This is a genomic window from Streptomyces sp. XM83C (genome assembly GCF_023072675.1).
In the GTDB taxonomy this organism is placed as follows: domain Bacteria; phylum Actinomycetota; class Actinomycetes; order Streptomycetales; family Streptomycetaceae; genus Streptomyces; species Streptomyces thermocoprophilus.
The window spans coordinates 1-15678 of record NZ_JALLGL010000147.1; the positions used below are offsets into that span (position 1 = coordinate 1).

14 protein-coding genes are annotated in these 15678 nt (G+C 73.8%); 12 read left to right on the plus strand and 2 right to left on the minus strand.

Annotated elements, in window-relative coordinates; genetic code table 11:
- Positions 1 to 70 precede the first annotated feature (70 nt).
- The 6 genes from MTQ10_RS17710 (at position 71) to MTQ10_RS17735 (ending at position 6105) form a co-directional block, all read left to right on the plus strand.
- Positions 71 to 1570, plus strand: a complete 1500-nt coding sequence (locus MTQ10_RS17710) for a DUF2252 domain-containing protein (protein ID WP_247469191.1) — start codon at positions 71 to 73, stop codon at positions 1568 to 1570.
- Positions 1571 to 1673: 103 nt separating this feature from the next.
- Positions 1674 to 2576 (plus strand): J domain-containing protein, encoded by a 903-nt coding sequence (locus MTQ10_RS17715; protein ID WP_247469194.1) that lies wholly within the window; start codon positions 1674 to 1676, stop codon positions 2574 to 2576.
- A gap of 90 nt (positions 2577 to 2666) precedes the next feature.
- Positions 2667 to 2996, plus strand: a complete 330-nt coding sequence (locus tag MTQ10_RS17720) for a rhodanese-like domain-containing protein (protein WP_247469216.1) — start codon at positions 2667 to 2669, stop codon at positions 2994 to 2996.
- Between the two features lie 178 nt (positions 2997 to 3174).
- Positions 3175 to 4056, plus strand: a complete 882-nt coding sequence (locus tag MTQ10_RS17725; RefSeq protein WP_247469196.1) for a DUF5819 family protein — start codon at positions 3175 to 3177, stop codon at positions 4054 to 4056.
- A complete protein-coding gene (locus MTQ10_RS17730) occupies positions 4053 to 5285 on the plus strand; it encodes an HTTM domain-containing protein (protein WP_247469198.1) in 1233 nt (410 codons plus the stop codon). Before MTQ10_RS17725 ends, MTQ10_RS17730 begins: the two co-directional genes overlap by 4 nt.
- 10 nt (positions 5286 to 5295) lie before the next feature.
- Positions 5296 to 6105 carry a TrmH family RNA methyltransferase gene (locus tag MTQ10_RS17735; protein WP_247469200.1) on the plus strand — a complete coding sequence of 270 codons (810 nt, stop codon included), beginning with the start codon at positions 5296 to 5298 and terminating at the stop codon, positions 6103 to 6105.
- A gap of 83 nt (positions 6106 to 6188) precedes the next feature.
- Here the strand turns inward: MTQ10_RS17735 and paaN are convergent, their stop codons facing one another.
- Positions 6189 to 7880, minus strand: a complete 1692-nt coding sequence (paaN, locus tag MTQ10_RS17740) for a phenylacetic acid degradation protein PaaN (RefSeq protein ID WP_247469203.1) — start codon at positions 7878 to 7880, stop codon at positions 6189 to 6191.
- A gap of 159 nt (positions 7881 to 8039) precedes the next feature.
- Between paaN and MTQ10_RS17745 the strand changes: the two genes are divergently transcribed.
- The 3 genes from MTQ10_RS17745 to MTQ10_RS17755 all read left to right on the plus strand — a co-directional run bounded on the left by MTQ10_RS17745 (position 8040) and on the right by MTQ10_RS17755 (position 10687).
- Positions 8040 to 9557 (plus strand): 3-hydroxyacyl-CoA dehydrogenase, encoded by a 1518-nt coding sequence (locus MTQ10_RS17745; protein WP_247469204.1) that lies wholly within the window; start codon positions 8040 to 8042, stop codon positions 9555 to 9557.
- Positions 9554 to 10153 carry a TetR/AcrR family transcriptional regulator gene (locus MTQ10_RS17750; RefSeq protein WP_247469206.1) on the plus strand — a complete coding sequence of 200 codons (600 nt, stop codon included), beginning with the start codon at positions 9554 to 9556 and terminating at the stop codon, positions 10151 to 10153. The genes MTQ10_RS17745 and MTQ10_RS17750 overlap by 4 nt, the downstream gene beginning before the upstream one ends.
- Before the next feature lie 63 nt (positions 10154 to 10216).
- A complete protein-coding gene (locus MTQ10_RS17755) occupies positions 10217 to 10687 on the plus strand; it encodes a hypothetical protein (protein WP_247469208.1) in 471 nt (156 codons plus the stop codon).
- Between the two features lie 416 nt (positions 10688 to 11103).
- On the opposite strand, the gene MTQ10_RS17760 is transcribed toward MTQ10_RS17755, so the two are convergent.
- Positions 11104 to 11589, minus strand: coding sequence for an Lrp/AsnC family transcriptional regulator (locus MTQ10_RS17760; protein ID WP_247469218.1), 486 nt, complete (start codon positions 11587 to 11589; stop codon positions 11104 to 11106).
- Positions 11590 to 11778: 189 nt separating this feature from the next.
- Here MTQ10_RS17760 and pdhA point away from each other — a divergent pair, with 189 nt between their 5' ends.
- From pdhA to MTQ10_RS17775, 3 genes are read left to right on the plus strand one after another with little or no spacing between them, the layout of a single operon-like run.
- Positions 11779 to 12915 (plus strand): pyruvate dehydrogenase (acetyl-transferring) E1 component subunit alpha, encoded by a 1137-nt coding sequence (pdhA, locus tag MTQ10_RS17765; protein WP_247469210.1) that lies wholly within the window; start codon positions 11779 to 11781, stop codon positions 12913 to 12915.
- The gene (locus MTQ10_RS17770; RefSeq protein WP_247469212.1) at positions 12912 to 13916 is read left to right on the plus strand and encodes an alpha-ketoacid dehydrogenase subunit beta; all 1005 of its coding nucleotides are present in this window, start codon (positions 12912 to 12914) and stop codon (positions 13914 to 13916) included. The genes pdhA and MTQ10_RS17770 overlap by 4 nt, the downstream gene beginning before the upstream one ends.
- Positions 13916 to 15409 carry a dihydrolipoamide acetyltransferase family protein gene (locus MTQ10_RS17775; RefSeq protein ID WP_247469214.1) on the plus strand — a complete coding sequence of 498 codons (1494 nt, stop codon included), beginning with the start codon at positions 13916 to 13918 and terminating at the stop codon, positions 15407 to 15409. The genes MTQ10_RS17770 and MTQ10_RS17775 overlap by 1 nt, the downstream gene beginning before the upstream one ends.
- Positions 15410 to 15678 lie beyond the last annotated feature (269 nt).

The following is a 15678-nucleotide window of genomic DNA, read 5'->3' on the forward strand; positions in this document are numbered from 1 at the left end:
CGGGCGCCCGGAGCGGGCGGGGGACGTGGCGGGGCGGGGTCGGTGCCGGGGTGAGGCCGGGGGTGGCGAGATGACCGAGACGGTGACGACCGTGGGCGGGGAACCCGAGGGCGTGGCCGTGACGGCCGGACCGGGTGCCGTGGACGGCACGGCGGCCCCGGAGCACGGGCGGGGCGGGCCGCGCTCGCGGCGTCTGCCGCGGATACCCGGCTTCGCGGAGCCGGGCGCCGGGGGTTCCGGGAAGCGGGAGGGCAAGGCGCTGCGGGAGCGGGTGCCCCGGTCGGCGCACGCCGTGTTCGAGGCCGCCGACGCGCGGCCCGACGCCGTCACCTCCGTCGAGGAGTCCAACCAGGGCCGGCTGTCCGAGCTGACACCGATCCGCGTCGGGCGCATGGCGGCCTCACCGTTCGCGTTCCTGCGCGGCTCGGCCGGGCTCATGGCGTACGACCTGGCCCGTACGCCCGTGACGGGTGTCCGCGCGCAGATCTGCGGTGACGCGCACGCCGCCAACTTCGGGCTGTACGGCGACGCGCGCGGCGGCCTCGTCATCGACCTGAACGACTTCGACGAGACCGTGCCGGGCCCCTGGGAGTGGGACCTCAAGCGGCTCGCCACCTCCCTCGTCCTCGCCGGCCGCGAGGCGGGCGCCGACGAGGACACCTGCCGGGCGGCGGCGTACGACGCGGTCGGCGCCTACCGGCACACCATGCGGCTGCTGGCCAAGCTGCCCGCGCTGGACGCGTGGAACGCCATCGCCGACGAGGAGCTGGTCTCCCACGCCGACGCGCATGACCTGGTCGGCACCCTCCAGCGGGTCGCGGCGAAGGCGCGGGCCAACACCAGCGGACGGTTCGCGGCCAGATCGACCGAGCGCACCGAGGACGGCGGGCGCCGCTTCGCCGAGGCGCCGCCGGTGCTGCGCCGGGTGCCCGACGCGGAGGCCGAGGCCGTCGCCGCGTCCCTCGCGGACTACGTCGGCACCCTCCCGGAGGACCGGCTGCCGCTGCTCGCCCGGTACGCCGTGCACGACGTGGCGTTCCGGGTCGTCGGCACCGGCAGCGTCGGCACCCGCTCGTACGTGGTGCTGCTGCTCGACCACCGCGGCAAGCCGCTCGTCCTCCAGGTGAAGGAGGCCCGCCCGTCGGCGCTCGTACCGCATCTGGCCGCCGCCGGCTTCGACGTGCCGCCCGCCGGGCACGAGGGGCGCCGCGTGGTCCTCGGGCAGCAGCGCATGCAGGTCGTCAGCGACACCTTGCTCGGCTGGACCAGCGTCGAGGGGCGCCCCTACCAGGTGCGGCAGTTCCGCAACCGCAAGGGCAGCGTGGACCCGGCCGCGCTCGCCGCCGACCAGATCGACGACTACGGCCGGATGACCGGCGCCCTGCTGGCCCGCGCCCACTCCCACAGCGCCGACCCCCGCGTGATCGCCGGGTACGTCGGCAAGAACGACGAGCTGGACGAGGCCGTCGCCGCGTTCGCTGTCGCCTACGCCGACCGTACCGAGGCCGACCACGCGGACCTGGTGAAGGCGGTGCGGGAGGGGCGGATCGCGGCCGAGGAAGGCGTCTGACGGCGGCCGGGTCCGGTGGACGGCGGCGGCCGTGCGCCGGATGCGTGTGCGGGCCGGGCGGCGAGCTTGCCGGACCGGCCCGACGGGGGCTTAGGCTGATCGGATGACGACCCCGGACAGTGAGCGGGCGCGGCCCGAGGAGCGGCTGGAGCGGGCCGTACGCGCCGCCGAGCAGGCGCTCATCGAGTACGAGATAGCCGTGGAGACGTTCCGCGTCGAGGTGGAGAACTTCTCCCGGCTGCACCACCAGAAACTCGGCCCGATGTATGCCCGGCTGGAGGAGCTGGACGCACAGATCGCCGAGGCCAGGGCCGCCCGCACCGGCGACCCGGAGGATCTGCGCCGGGCGCGGGAGCTGCGCGCCCGGCTGCTGCCGATGCCCGAGGTCGAGGAGCTGTTCCACGGCTGGATGGACGGCGACGGCCTCTTCCCGGAGGCCGCGGCGATGCTCACCGAGCAGCCGGTACGGCCGCCCGAGCGGGTCCGGCCCAGCGAGGAGGCCCGCAAGCTGTACCGGGAGCTGGCCCGCAAGGCCCATCCCGACCTGGCGCAGGACGACGGCGAGCGCAAGCGGCGCGAGGAGTTCATGGCCCGCGTCAACGTCGCCTACGCCCGCGGTGACGAGGCGGAGCTGCGGGAGCTGACGGAGCAGTGGGCCGCCGGGCCCGCGCCGAAGGAGGCCGGGCCGACGCCCGCCGAGGAGCTGTACGCGCGGCTGGAGTGGCTGGCCCAGCGCAAGGAGCTGCTCACCGCCGTCCAGCGGGAGCTGGAGGAGAGCGCGATCGGGTCCATGCTGCGGCTCGCCCCGGACGACCCCGACCGGCTGCTGGAGGAGATCGGGGACAAGCTGCTCGCCGACGTCGCCGCGAAGGAGGCCGAGCTGGCCGAGCTGGCCGAGCCGGCCGCGCGGGGCGAGCAGGACGCGCAGGCAGCCGTACCGGCCGACGCCGACGGGGGTGCCGTACAGGCCGCGCCCGCCGGGACGGAGCCGGAGGGGCAGGCGTAGAGCCTGGGGGCAAAGTCCGGGGGCCGGTCGCGCCGCGCCGGGTCCTCTGGGGCGTCCGGTAGCGTCGGGGGCATGGTTTTCGGAGCTGGAGTGCCCACGGTCGCGGTCGACGACATCAAGGACGACGCCTTTCTGCTGGACGTCCGGGAGGACGACGAGTGGCGGGCGGGGCACGCCGAGGGGGCGCTGCACATCCCGATCAGCGAGTTCGTCGCCCGGTACGGGGAGCTGACCGAGGCGGCGCCGCAGGACGGGCGGGTCCATGTGATCTGCCGGTCGGGCGGCCGGTCCGCGCAGGTCACGATGTACCTCGTGCAGCAGGGCATCGACGCGGTGAACGTGGACGGCGGCATGCAGGTGTGGCAGGCCACGGGGCGTCCCGTGGTGACCGACGACGGCCAGCCCGGGCACGTCCTGTAGGGAGCCGGCCGCCTCTGCCTCCGCCCGCTCGCCGCGCTCCCTGCACGCGCCGTTCCGCCGTACCTGCCGGATGCGGCCCCGGAGCGCGTCGTGGCCGGGCCCGGGGGTGCCCCGGACGGGTGAGGCTGAGTACCGTGCGGTGCGCAGAGACGAGACCGGAATCGGGGAACGGGGCGGAATGGACGCGTACGGCGGGCACGGCACGCAGAGCGGAGGCGCAAAGACCCCCGGACCGGGCCCCGCGTCCGGCCCGGAACCGGAAGGCGTCGCACCGGACGGGGCGCCCCCGCCGCCGCCCGCACCGCCGGCCCCGCCCCGTACGGGGGTCGCCGCGCTCTCCCCGCGCTACCAGGTCGGGGCCGCCGTGGCGCTGGCCCTCGTGGCGATCACGGTGTGCGTGCACCTGGGCATGGTGTTCCTGCACGTCGCCCCGTCGAACACGATCACCAAGGCGCACGGCGAGGCCGTCGACGACTGGATGTACCCGGAGTTCGAGCAGAACTGGAAACTGTTCGCGCCGAACCCGCTCCAGCAGAACATCGCGGTCGAGGTCCGCGCCCAGGTGCGCACCGCGAAGGGCGAGATACGCACCACCGGCTGGTACGACCTGTCCGCCGAGGACGGCCGCGCCATCGACCACAATCCGGTGCCGAGCCACACGCAGCAGAACGAGCTGCGCCGCGCCTTCGACTACTTCACCAACACGCACGACTCCGACGGCCGCCCGGTGGGCGTGCGCGGCACCCTCTCCGAGACGTATCTGCGCCGGATCGTGGTGCTGCGCCTGGAGCGCGACGGCGCGGCGGGCCCCGGCGGGACCGTGGAGCAGGTCCAGGTCCGCTCCCGTACGACGGCCGTGCCGCCGCCCTCGTGGAGCAGTGAGCAGATCTCTCTGAAGCCGGTGTACCGGACGATGCCCTGGTGGTCCGTCCCCGCCGAGGACGGCGCCGGTGCCGACCGGACCCAGGCCGTCGGGTCCGCCCGCGACGACGTCGCCGGGTCCGCCCGTAGCGAGGCCGCCGGGTCCGCCCGTACCGAGGCCGCCGGAGGTGCGCGGTGAACCGGTTCGCTCTCGCGTTCTCCACGGCCATAGCCCGCGTCACCGAGGCGGCCCGCGCCCCCTATCAGTCGGCCGTGATCCGCATCGGTTTCGCGACGACCTGGCTGCTGTTCCTGCTGCGGGAGTTCCCGCACCGCTCGGAGCTGTACGGCCCCGACGGCCCGTGGAGCTGGGACCTGGCCCAGCAGCTGATCGGCATGAACCACGCGTTCACCGTGCTGATGTGGTCCGACAGCCGTCTGTGGTTCGAGACGGTGTACGCCCTCGCCGTCGTCGCCTCCGCGATGCTGGCGCTGGGCTGGCGCACCCGTACGGCGTCGGTGCTGTTCATGGTCGGGGTGCTGTCCCTCCAGAACCGCAGCGTCTTCATGGGCGACGGCGGCGACAACGTGCTGCACCTGATGTCGATCTACCTGGTCTTCACGCGCTGCGGTCAGGTGTGGTCGCTGGACGCCCGCCGCGCGCGCCGGCAGGACGCGGCACGCGCGCAAGGCGAGCTGGTCGTGGACCGGGCCGGGCCCGCGCTGTGGGCGGCGGCCGGGGTGGTGCTGGCGGCGGCGACGGCGCTGGGTCGGTTCGACGGGCAGGAGTGGCTCGTGCCGTCCCTGCTGTGGGCGGCGTGGGCGGCGCAGGCCCTGTGGTGGCTGGTGAGCCGCTCCCGCCGGGCCGAGCAGCCGCGCATCCTGCTCGACGTGATCGGCAACCTCCTGCACAACGCCGCCCTGCTGGTGATCATGACGGAGGCCTGTCTGATCTACGCCACGGCCGGTTGGTACAAGATCCAGGGCTCCCGCTGGCAGGACGGCACCGCCGTGTACTACCCGCTCCACCTGGACTACTTCTCGCCCTGGCCGTCGCTCGGCGATCTGCTCGCGGCGAGCGGCATCATGGTGATGCTGGTGACGTACGGCACGGTCGCCGCGCAGGTCGCGTTCCCGTTCACCCTGTTCAACCGGCGGGTGAAGAACGTGCTGCTCGTGATGATGATGGTGGAGCACGCCGCGATCGCGGTGATCCTCGGGCTGCCGTTCTTCTCGCTGGCGATGATCACCGCGGACGCGGTGTTCCTGCCGACGTCGTTCCTGCGCCGCCTGGGTGTGTGGGCGGCACGCGCGCGTGGCCGTCTCTTCCCCCGGCCCTGCGGCAAGGCCGAGGTGCCCGGTCCGCGCCGCCCGGCACCGGCCGAGCAGCCACAGGTCGGCAGCACTGCCCAGGCCGGACACACCTAGGCTGCACGGCATGACCGACCCGTCGACCCACTGGCGGCGCCTCGCGGGGAGCGCGGTGCTGCTGGACGGCTTCCACGCCCTCAAACACGCCCTGCGCTTCGGAGCCGAGGTGCCGGTGGCGGTCGCCGTCGACCGGGGCGCGGCGCTCGCCCTCGCCGGCGAGCTGGCGCCCGATGTGCGCGGGCCGCTGGAGGCGCTGCTGACCGAGGTGCCGCAGGCCGTGTACGCCGCGCTGGTGCCGCGCCCGCATCCGACCGGGGTCGCGGCGCTCGCCGTACGGCCGTCGCGCGAGGCGGCGCTGGAGCGGCTGCGGCGGCTGCCGCGCACGGCGCCGGTCGTCGTGCTGGACCAGCCGCGCAACCTCGGCAACGCGGGCGCGGTGATCCGCCTCGCGGCCGGTTTCGGGGCGACCGGCGTGGTCACCACGGGCACGCTCGACCCGTGGCATCCCACGGTGGTGCGCGGCGGTGCCGGGCTGCACTTCGCGACGGCGGTGGAGCGGCTGGACGTGGCGGGGCTGCCGCCGGGTCCGGTGTTCGCGCTGGACCCCGAGGGCGAGGACATCCGGGGGGTGGAGCTGCCGGACGACGCGCTGCTGGCGTTCGGCAGCGAGCGCAGCGGGCTGACCGCCGAGCTGCGGGCGAGGGCCGACCATCTGCTGGCGCTGCCGATGCGCCCGCAGGTCTCCAGCTACAACCTGGCGACCAGCGTCGCGATGACGCTGTACCACTGGAGCCTGGGGCGGGGGCGCGGGCCGGGGGCCCCGGACGCGCTGGAGGCCCCGGAGGCCCCGGAAGCGCTGGGTGCCCCGGAGGCCTGACGGGGGCCCGGCGCGCCGCTCCGGCGGCCGGGCCCGGACCCAGGGTGCTCACGCCTTCCGGCGTGGCCCCTCGCACCCGTGGCTCACGCCTCCCGGCGTACCTCCACCACGCGGAAGCGGTTGGCGACGAACGCGCCGTCGCACAGCGCGGCGTTGGCCGCCGGGTTGCCGCCCGAGCCGTGGAAGTCGGAGAAGGCGGCGGTCTGGTTCACGTACACCCCGCCGGTGAGGTTGAGGGACAGCTGGGCCGCCTCCTCCAGGCAGACCTCCTCCACGGCCTGCTCGACCTCGGGGTCGGTCGTGTACGCGCCGACGGTCATCGCGCCCTTCTCACGGACCGTGCGCCGCAGCAGCTCCACCGCGTCGGCGGCGGAGTCGACGGCCACGGCGAAGGAGACCGGGCCGAAGCACTCGCTCATGTACGCGGCCTCGGCGTCCGGCTTGGAGCCGTCCAGCTTGACGATCACGGGCGTGCGGACGACGGCCTTCGGGAACTCCGGGTTGGTGACCTCGCGGGAGGCGAGGGCGACCTCGCCGAGCCCGGCGGCGGCCTCCAGGCGGGCCTTGACGTCAGGGTTGACGATCGCGCCGAGCAGGGCGTTGGCGCGGGCGTCGTCGCCGAGCAGACCGTCCACGGCGCGGGCCAGGTCGGCGGCGACCTCGTCGAAGGTCTTCGCGCCCTGGTCGGTGTCGATGCCGTCGCGGGGGATCAGCAGGTTCTGCGGCGTGGTGCACATCTGGCCGCTGTACAGCGACAGCGAGAACGCCAGATTGGACAGCATGCCCTTGTAGTCGTCCGTGGAGTGGACGACGACCGTGTTCACACCGGCCTTCTCCGTGTACACCTGGGCCTGCCGGGCGTTGGCCTCCAGCCAGTCGCCGAACGCGGTGGAGCCGGTGTAGTCGATGATCCGGATCTCGGGGCGGGTGGCGAGCGTCTTCGCGATGCCCTCGCCGGGCCGCTCCGCGGCGAGCGCGACCAGGTTCGCGTCGAACCCGGCCTCGGTGAGGACCTGGCGGGCGATGCGCACGGTCAGCGCGAGCGGCAGCACCGCGCGCGGGTGCGGCTTGACCACGACCGCGTTGCCGGTGGCGAGGGAGGCGAACAGGCCCGGGTAGCCGTTCCACGTCGGGAACGTGTTGCAGCCGATGACCAGGCCGATGCCGCGCGGCACCGGCGTGAACCGCTTGGTCAGCGCGAGCGGGTCGCGCTTGCCCTGCGGCTTGGTCCACTCGGCGCTGTCGGGGGTGCGGACCTGCTCCACGTACGCGTACGCCACCGCCTCCAGACCGCGGTCCTGCGCGTGCGGGCCGCCCGCCTGGAACGCCATCATGAACGCCTGGCCGGAGGTGTGCATGACGGCGTGCGCGAACTCGTGGGTGCGGTCGCTGATCCGCTTCAGGATCTCCAGGCAGACCACGGCGCGGATCTCCGCGCCCGCGTCCCGCCAGGCCTTCTGACCGGCGCGCATGGCCGGCAGCAGCACATCGAGATCGGCGTGCGGATACTCCACGCCCAGCTCGATGCCGTACGGCGACACCTCGCCGCCCACCCAGCCGTCGGTGCCGGGCTGGCCCAGGTCGATGCGGGTGCCGAGCAGCGCGTCGAACGCGGCCTTGCCCGCTGCCGCGTCCAGGCTGCCGTTCTCCCCGTAGGCCTTGGGGTGCTCGGGGTGCGGCGACCAGTACGCGCGGGTGCGGATCGTCTCCAGCGCCTGGTCGAGGGTGGGCCGGTGCTTGGCGATCAGCTCGTGGGCGGTCAGTTCGGCGGCCATGCGGGACCAACTCCTCGTTGCCTGAACTCTCCGTCGAGTCCGGGACCTGGGCGAAACATGGGCAGGAAAAGCAAGTCAGAGTTAGAGTAACCGAACGATCGGTCGGGACAAGGGGGCCTGCCGCATCTGTGGAAAACCCCGTGCGGGAGGATCGCGGACATGACAGCACTCGACCTCAGCAGCCCCGTGGCCGTCGTCGGCACCGGCACCATGGGCCAGGGCATCGCCCAGGTCGCGCTGGTCGCCGGTCATCCCGTACGGCTGTACGACGCCGTGCCCGGGCGGGCCCGTGAGGCGGCCGACGCGATCGGCGCCCGCCTCGACCGGCTCGTCGAGAAGGACCGGCTCACCGCCGCCGACCGGGACGCCGCCCGCGCCCGCCTGACCCCCGCCGGATCCCTCACCGACCTGGCCGACTGCGCGCTGGTCGTCGAGGCCGTCCTGGAGCGGCTGGACGTCAAGCAGGAGCTGTTCCGCGAGCTGGAGGGCATCGTCTCCGAGGACTGCCTCCTCGCCACCAACACCTCCTCCCTGTCGGTCACCGCGATCGGCGGCGCCCTGCGCCACCCCGGCCGTTTCGTCGGACTGCACTTCTTCAACCCGGCGCCGCTGCTGCCGCTGGTCGAGGTGGTCTCCGGGTTCGCCACCGACGTCACCTCCGCCACGCGCGCGTACGAGACCGCGCGTGCCTGGGGCAAGACGCCGGTCGCCTGCGCCGACACCCCCGGCTTCATCGTCAACCGCATCGCCCGGCCCTTCTACGCGGAGGCATTCGCCGTCTACGAGGCGCAGGGCGCCGACCCCGCCACCATCGACGCCGTGCTGCGCGAGTCGGGCGGCTTCCGGATGGGCGCGTTCGAGCTGACCGACCTGATCGGGCAGGACGTCAACGAGTCCGTGACCCACTCGGTGTGGGAGTCCTTCTTCCGGGACGTGCGGTTCTCCCCGTCGCTCGCCCAGCGGCGCCTGGTGGAGTCCGGCCGGCTCGGCCGCAAGACCGGCCAGGGCTGGTACGACTACCGCGACGGCGCGGAGCGCCCCGAACCGCACACCGCGGAGAAACGCCGGCCGCCGTCCCATGTGGTCGCCGAGGGCGGCCTCGGACCGGCGGGCGAGCTGCTCGCCATGGCCCGCGAGGCCGGTATCCAGGTCCGCGAGGAGGACGAGGACAACGGCACCCGGCTGGTGCTGCCCAGCGGCGGCCAGCTCGTCCTCGCCGACGGGCAGACCTCCGTGGAGTTCCGCGACGTCGTCTACTTCGACCTCGCCCTGGACTACCGGCGCGCCACCCGTATCGCCCTGTCCGCCTCCCAGGACACCTCGGCGCAGACCCTCGCCGAGGCCACCGGTTTCTTCCAGGCGCTCGGCAAGGACGTCAGCGTCATCGGCGACGTCCCCGGCATGATCGTCGCCCGCACGGTCGCCCGGATCGTCGACCTCGCGCACGACGCCGTCGCCAAGGGCGTGGCCACCGAGGAGGACATCGACACCGCGATGCGGCTCGGCGTCAACTACCCGCTCGGCCCGTTCGAATGGAGCCGCAGGCTCGGCCGCACCTGGGCCTACGAACTCCTCGACGACCTGCACCTGCGGGACCCGTCCGGCCGCTACGCGCCGTCCCTGGCGCTGTACCGTCACGCCTACGCCTCCGACAAGCGGGAGGGCTCCGGCTCATGACCACAGTCAAGCGCGACACGTACACCCCGGAGACGCTGCTCTCCGTCGCCGTGCAGGTCTTCAACGAGCGCGGCTACGACGGCACCTCCATGGAGCACCTGTCGAAGGCCGCCGGCATCTCCAAGTCGTCGATCTACCACCATGTCTCCGGCAAGGAGGAACTGCTGCGGCGGGCCGTCAGCCGCGCGCTCGACGGGCTGTTCGCGATCCTCGACGAGGAGCACGCGCGCGTGGGCCGCGCCGCCGACCGCCTGGAGTACGTCGTACGCCGCATGGTCGAGGTCCTCATCGCCGAACTGCCGTACGTGACGCTGCTGCTGAGGGTGCGCGGCAACACCCAGACCGAGCGGTGGGCACTGGAGCGGCGCCGCGAGTTCGACCACCGCGTGGCCGAGCTGCTGAAGGCCGCCGCGGCCGACGGGGACGTGCGCGAGGACGTGGAGGTACGGCTCGCCACCCGCCTGGTCTTCGGCATGATCAACTCGATCGTGGAGTGGTACCGGCCCGACGTCCGCGGCATGAGCGAACGCGAGGTCGCCGAGGCGGTCGCCCGCCTGGTCTTCGGCGGACTGCGCCGGGGCGGCGACGGGAGCTGACGGCCGCCGCCCGCGAAAGAATTCGCTGGGCGGCGAGGCCGGCGGCGCCTACCCTCGCTCCTGATGGAGATCTCATTCCGGAAGCTGCCGGACAACCAGCACGAGGTCCTCGTCCGCGGACGCAAGGGACCGGACGTCCGTCTGCCTGCCCAGCCCGTCGGCCCGACGATGCCGCACGACCTGGTCCACGCGGTCGTCGAGACCGCCCTCGGCATCGACGACGGCTTCTGGGGCGCCATGGCCCGCGGCGCCACCTTCCAGGGCTTCGAGTTCCTCACCCCGACCCGCCACCGCCGCTCCGGCCTGAAGGTGCTGCGCCGCGGCGGCGACGCCGTGATGGCCGCCGAGATGAGCGTGAACTGGGCCTACCGCGTCTGGCGCGGCCTCCCCGCCGAAGGCCGCGCCGTCGGCCGCGCCCCCATCGACGAGGCCGCCCTCGCCAGAACAGGCCCCCGCCTCGACGCAGCCGCCGCCCGCTGGACAGCGGTCCCGGAGGGCGGGGAGCTGCTGTGGCGGTGGGGAGTGGACCGCTGAATCCCGCGAGGGCGGGGAGCTCGTGGGGCGGCGCGGACCGGACCTGCCGGCCCCGGCAGCCTTCGAACGCGGCCCGGTCGGCACGGCCGTACCGGCGCGAACCGGCGGCGGGTGTCCTGCCGACCCCCGGGGCCGCGTGTCCCCGCGGCTTGCAGCTGCACGCACCAGACCCCGCCCGGGTCGGCCGAGAAGACACCGCACCCCGATGCGGCACGATCCAACCGGCTCAGGAGAGGGGAAGTTCCTCGCCCTCCGGGGCCTCGTAGCAGCCGGAGATGACGCTCACTTGGAGCTGCGGCGGGTTTCTCTTCGTCATCTGAGCGACGGGGACCGTGTGCGTACCCATACAGGGACGAACCCATGGCATCAGTGTTTCCGGCCTCAGCGCCGAAATCCGGCCGGTGTGGTGGCCGGTGTCAGCCCTGGGGTTCCAGGTCCTCCTCCTCGAAGACCAGGAGGGTGCGGGTGCTGAGGACCTCCGGGATGGCCTGAAGGCGGGTGAGGACCAGTTCGCGCAGGGCGCGGTTGTCGCTGGTATGGACGAGGAGCAGGACGTCGAAGTCGCCGCCGACCAGGGCGATATGGCTGGCGCCCGGGAGCCGGCGCAGCTGTTCGCGGACCGTGCGCCAGGAGTTCTGGACGATCTTCAGGGTGATGTAGGCGGAGGTGCCCTGGCCGGCGCGTTCGTGGTCGACGCGGGCGCTGAAGCCGCGGATGACGCCGTCCTCGATGAGACGGTTGATACGTGCGTAGGCGTTGGCGCGGGAGACATGCACCCGTTCGGCCACCGACCGTATCGACGCGCGGCCGTCCGCCTGGAGCATCCGCAGGATGTCCTCGTCGATCGCGTCCAGCGGACGCGGTGCGGGCAGCGGGGCGCCGCCGTCCGGGCCGTCGGCCATTTGTTCAGATGCCATGTCCCCCCGCCTCTCCGCCATGGACGACCTGCATTCATTTCAGGCTGTGGAGAACCGTTTGTCCACAGCCTGGGGCTGCCTGTAGCCAAAATGTGCCGACGACCGAACAATCGGTAGGTGGGGCGCATCACAGACGCTGCGCCTTCAGCCGCTCCCACCAGGAGGTGTGCCGTCATGACGGTCATGGAGCAGCGCGGCGCGTACAAGCCCGCGCCGCCGCCGGCCTGGCAGCCGCGTACGGACCCCGCGCCGCTGCTGCCCGACACCGAGCCCCACCGCGTCCTCGGCACCGAGGCGGCGGCCAAGGCGGACCCCGCTCTGCTGCGCACGCTGTACACCCAGCTGGTGCGTGGCCGCCGCTACAACGCGCAGGCCACGGCTCTCACCAAGCAGGGACGCCTCGCCGTCTACCCCTCCAGCACCGGCCAGGAGGCCTGTGAGGTCGCCGCCGCGCTGGCGCTGAAGGAACAGGACTGGCTCTTCCCCAGCTACCGCGACACCCTCGCCGTCGTCGCACGCGGCGTCGACCCGGTCGAGGCGCTCACGCTGCTGCGCGGCGACTGGCACACCGGGTACGACCCGTACGAGCACCGGGTGGCCCCCCTCAGCACCCCCCTCGCCACGCAGCTCCCGCACGCCGTCGGTCTCGCGCACGCCGCCCGCCTCAAGGGCGACGACGTCGTCGCGCTCGCCATGGTCGGCGACGGCGGCACCAGCGAGGGCGACTTCCACGAGGCGCTGAACTTCGCCGCCGTATGGCAGGCTCCGGTCGTCTTCCTCGTGCAGAACAACGGCTTCGCGATCTCCGTGCCGCTCGCCAAGCAGACCGCCGCGCCCTCCCTCGCCCACAAGGCCGTCGGATACGGCATGCCGGGCCGCCTGGTCGACGGCAACGACGCCGCAGCTGTGCACGAGGTCCTCTCCGACGCCGTACGACGCGCGCGTGCCGGTGGCGGGCCCACCCTGGTGGAGGCCATCACCTACCGCGTCGACGCCCACACCAACGCCGACGACGCCACCCGCTACCGCGGCTCCGCCGAGGTCGACGCCTGGCGCGACCACGACCCGATCCTGCTGCTGGAGCGCGAGCTGACCGAGCGCGGCCTGATCGACGACGCCGGTATCGCCGCCGCCCGCGAGGAGGCCGAGACGTTCGCCGCCGGGCTGCGCGAGCGCATGAACCAGGACCCGGTCCTCGACCCGATGGACCTGTTCACCCACGTCTACGCCGAGCCCACCCCGCAACTGCGCGAGCAGCGGGACCAGTTGCGCGCCGAGCTGGAGGCCGAGCAGGAAGGGACCCAGGGATGACGACCGTCGCCGTCAAGCCGGCCACCATGGCGCAGGCGCTCACCCGCGCCCTGCGCGACGCGATGGCCGCCGACCCCGCCGTGCATGTGATGGGCGAGGACGTCGGCACCCTCGGCGGCGTCTTCCGCATCACGGACGGACTCGCCGAGGAGTTCGGCGAGGACCGCTGCACGGACACCCCGCTCGCCGAGGCCGGCATCCTCGGCACCGCCGTCGGCATGGCCATGTACGGGCTGCGTCCGGTCGTGGAGATGCAGTTCGACGCGTTCGCCTACCCGGCGTTCGAGCAGCTCGTCTCCCACGTCGCGAAGATGCGCAACCGCACCCGCGGCAAGATGCCCCTGCCGATCACCATCCGCGTGCCCTACGGCGGCGGCATCGGCGGCGTCGAGCACCACAGCGACTCCTCCGAGGCGTACTACATGGCGACTCCGGGGCTCCATGTCGTCACGCCCGCGACCGTCGCCGACGCCTACGGCCTGCTGCGCGCGTCCATCGCCTCCGACGACCCCGTGGTCTTCCTGGAGCCGAAGCGCCTGTACTGGTCGAAGGACTCCTGGAACCCGGACGAGCCGACCCAGGTCGAGCCGATCGGGCGGGCGGTGGTGCGCCGCACCGGCCGCAGCGCCACCCTGATCACGTACGGCCCGTCCGTGCAGGTCTGCCTGGAGGCCGCCGAGGCCGCCCGGGCCGAGGGCTGGGACCTGGAGGTCGTCGACCTGCGCTCCCTGGTGCCGTTCGACGACGAGACGGTGTGCGCGTCGGTCCGGCGCACGGGACGCGCCGTCGTCGTCCACGAGTCCGGTGGCTTCGGCGGGCCCGGCGGTGAGATCGCGGCCCGGATCACCGAGCGCTGCTTCCACCACCTGGAGGCGCCCGTGCTGCGCGTCGCCGGGTTCGATGTCCCGTACCCGCCGCCGATGCTGGAGCGGCACCATCTGCCCGGCGTCGACCGCATCCTGGACGCGGTGGCGCGTCTCCAGTGGGAGGCCGAGAGCTGATGGCACAGGTGCTGGAGTTCAAGCTGCCCGACCTCGGTGAGGGGCTCACCGAGGCGGAGATCGTGCGCTGGCTGGTGCAGGTCGGTGACGTCGTCGCCATCGACCAGCCGGTCGTCGAGGTCGAGACGGCCAAGGCGATGGTCGAGGTGCCCTGCCCGTACGGCGGTGTCGTCACCGCCCGCTTCGGCGAGGAGGGCGAGGAACTGCCCGTCGGGGCGCCCCTGCTGACCGTGGCGGTCGGTGAACCGGCCTCCTCCGGCGGGGCGGCGAGCGGCACCGGCTCGCCCTCCGGCGGTGAGGGCTCCACCGGCGGTGCGGGCTCGTCCTCCGGCGGTGACGGTTCGGCGGAGGGCTCCGGCAATGTCCTCGTCGGCTACGGCACGGGCGCGCCCCCGGCCCGGCGCCGCCGTGTCCGGCCCACGGCGCTGACGTCCGGCGCCCCGGCCGCCGGCCCGGCGCACGACAGCGCCGGGGCGACCACGGCCCCGGCCCGCCGCAGGAGCGCGGTTCCCGCCGCGTCCGTCGCCGCGGCGCCCACCGCCGGCGGCGCACACGGTGAGGGACCCGTCCCGGTGATCTCGCCGCTCGTGCGGCGCCTCGCCCGCGAGAACGGACTGGACCTGCGCGCGCTGCGCGGTTCCGGCCCCGACGGGCTGATCCTGCGCGCGGACGTGGAACAGGCGCTGCGCGCCGCGCAGACCGGCACCGCCGTCGCGTCGCCCGCAGCCCCGGCCGCACAGCCCGCCGCGCGCCCGGCGCCCCAGCCGGCCGCCGCCGCGGCCCGGCCGTCCTCCGCCCCCGCCGGCGGGGTCCGCGTCCCGCTCAAGGGCGTGCGGGGTGCCGTCGCCGACAAGCTGTCCCGCAGCCGCAGCGAGATCCCGGACGCCACCTGCTGGGTGGATGCCGACGCGACGGAACTGATGCGGGCGAGGGCCGCGATGAACGCCGCCGGGGGGCCGAAGATCTCCCTGCTGGCGCTGCTGGCCCGGATCTGCACGGCCGCGCTGGCCCGTTTCCCCGAGCTGAACTCCTACGTCGACACCGATGCCCGTGAGGTCGTCCAGCTCGACCAGGTGCACCTCGGGTTCGCCGCGCAGACCGACCGCGGTCTGGTCGTGCCGGTGGTGCGGGACGCGCACGCCCGTGACGCCGAGTCGCTGACCGCCGAGTTCGCCCGGCTCACGGAGGCCGCGCGGGAGGGCCGGCTCACCCCGGCCGAACTGACCGGCGGGACCTTCACGCTGAACAACTACGGGGTGTTCGGCGTGGACGGCTCCACGCCGATCATCAACCACCCCGAGGCCGCGATGCTCGGCGTCGGCCGTATCGTCCCCAAGCCGTGGGTGCACGAGGGCGAACTGGCCGTCCGCCAGGTCGTCCAGCTGTCCCTCACCTTCGACCACCGGGTGTGCGACGGCGGCACGGCGGGCGGCTTCCTGCGGTACGTCGCCGACTGCGTCGAACAGCCGGCCGTACTCCTGCGCACGCTCTGACCGAAGGCCCGGCGCCACCCCCCCGCCGGGCCTTCAGCGGTCCCCCACGCCTCGCGCGGGGGCTCCGCCTCCGCACCGGGGGTTCCTCTGTGTCTCGTGCGCAGGGCCCGCCGCCGGGACGGCGGCTCCGGGACGCTTCCGGCGGGCCTTCAGCGGTTCCTCATGCCCGCGCGGGGGGTCCGCCTCTGTATCGGGCGGTTCCTCTGTGCCTCCTCGCGCAGGGGACCGCCCGCCACCCGGACGGCGGCCCCGCACCCCCGGCGCCGCCC

Excerpts from the sequence above, each read along its gene's own strand:
- MTQ10_RS17710 (WP_247469191.1), top strand. The coding sequence starts at position 71 with ATGACCGAGACGGTGACGACCGTGGGCGGGGAACCCGAGGGCGTGGCC.
- MTQ10_RS17715 (WP_247469194.1), top strand. The coding sequence starts at position 1,674 with ATGACGACCCCGGACAGTGAGCGGGCGCGGCCCGAGGAGCGGCTGGAG.
- MTQ10_RS17725 (WP_247469196.1), top strand. The coding sequence starts at position 3,175 with ATGGACGCGTACGGCGGGCACGGCACGCAGAGCGGAGGCGCAAAGACC.
- MTQ10_RS17735 (WP_247469200.1), top strand. The coding sequence starts at position 5,296 with ATGACCGACCCGTCGACCCACTGGCGGCGCCTCGCGGGGAGCGCGGTG.
- paaN (WP_247469203.1), bottom strand. The coding sequence starts at position 7,880 with ATGGCCGCCGAACTGACCGCCCACGAGCTGATCGCCAAGCACCGGCCC.
- MTQ10_RS17745 (WP_247469204.1), top strand. The coding sequence starts at position 8,040 with ATGACAGCACTCGACCTCAGCAGCCCCGTGGCCGTCGTCGGCACCGGC.
- MTQ10_RS17750 (WP_247469206.1), top strand. The coding sequence starts at position 9,554 with ATGACCACAGTCAAGCGCGACACGTACACCCCGGAGACGCTGCTCTCC.
- MTQ10_RS17755 (WP_247469208.1), top strand. The coding sequence starts at position 10,217 with ATGGAGATCTCATTCCGGAAGCTGCCGGACAACCAGCACGAGGTCCTC.
- MTQ10_RS17760 (WP_247469218.1), bottom strand. The coding sequence starts at position 11,589 with ATGGCCGACGGCCCGGACGGCGGCGCCCCGCTGCCCGCACCGCGTCCG.
- pdhA (WP_247469210.1), top strand. The coding sequence starts at position 11,779 with ATGACGGTCATGGAGCAGCGCGGCGCGTACAAGCCCGCGCCGCCGCCG.
- MTQ10_RS17770 (WP_247469212.1), top strand. The coding sequence starts at position 12,912 with ATGACGACCGTCGCCGTCAAGCCGGCCACCATGGCGCAGGCGCTCACC.
- MTQ10_RS17775 (WP_247469214.1), top strand. The coding sequence starts at position 13,916 with ATGGCACAGGTGCTGGAGTTCAAGCTGCCCGACCTCGGTGAGGGGCTC.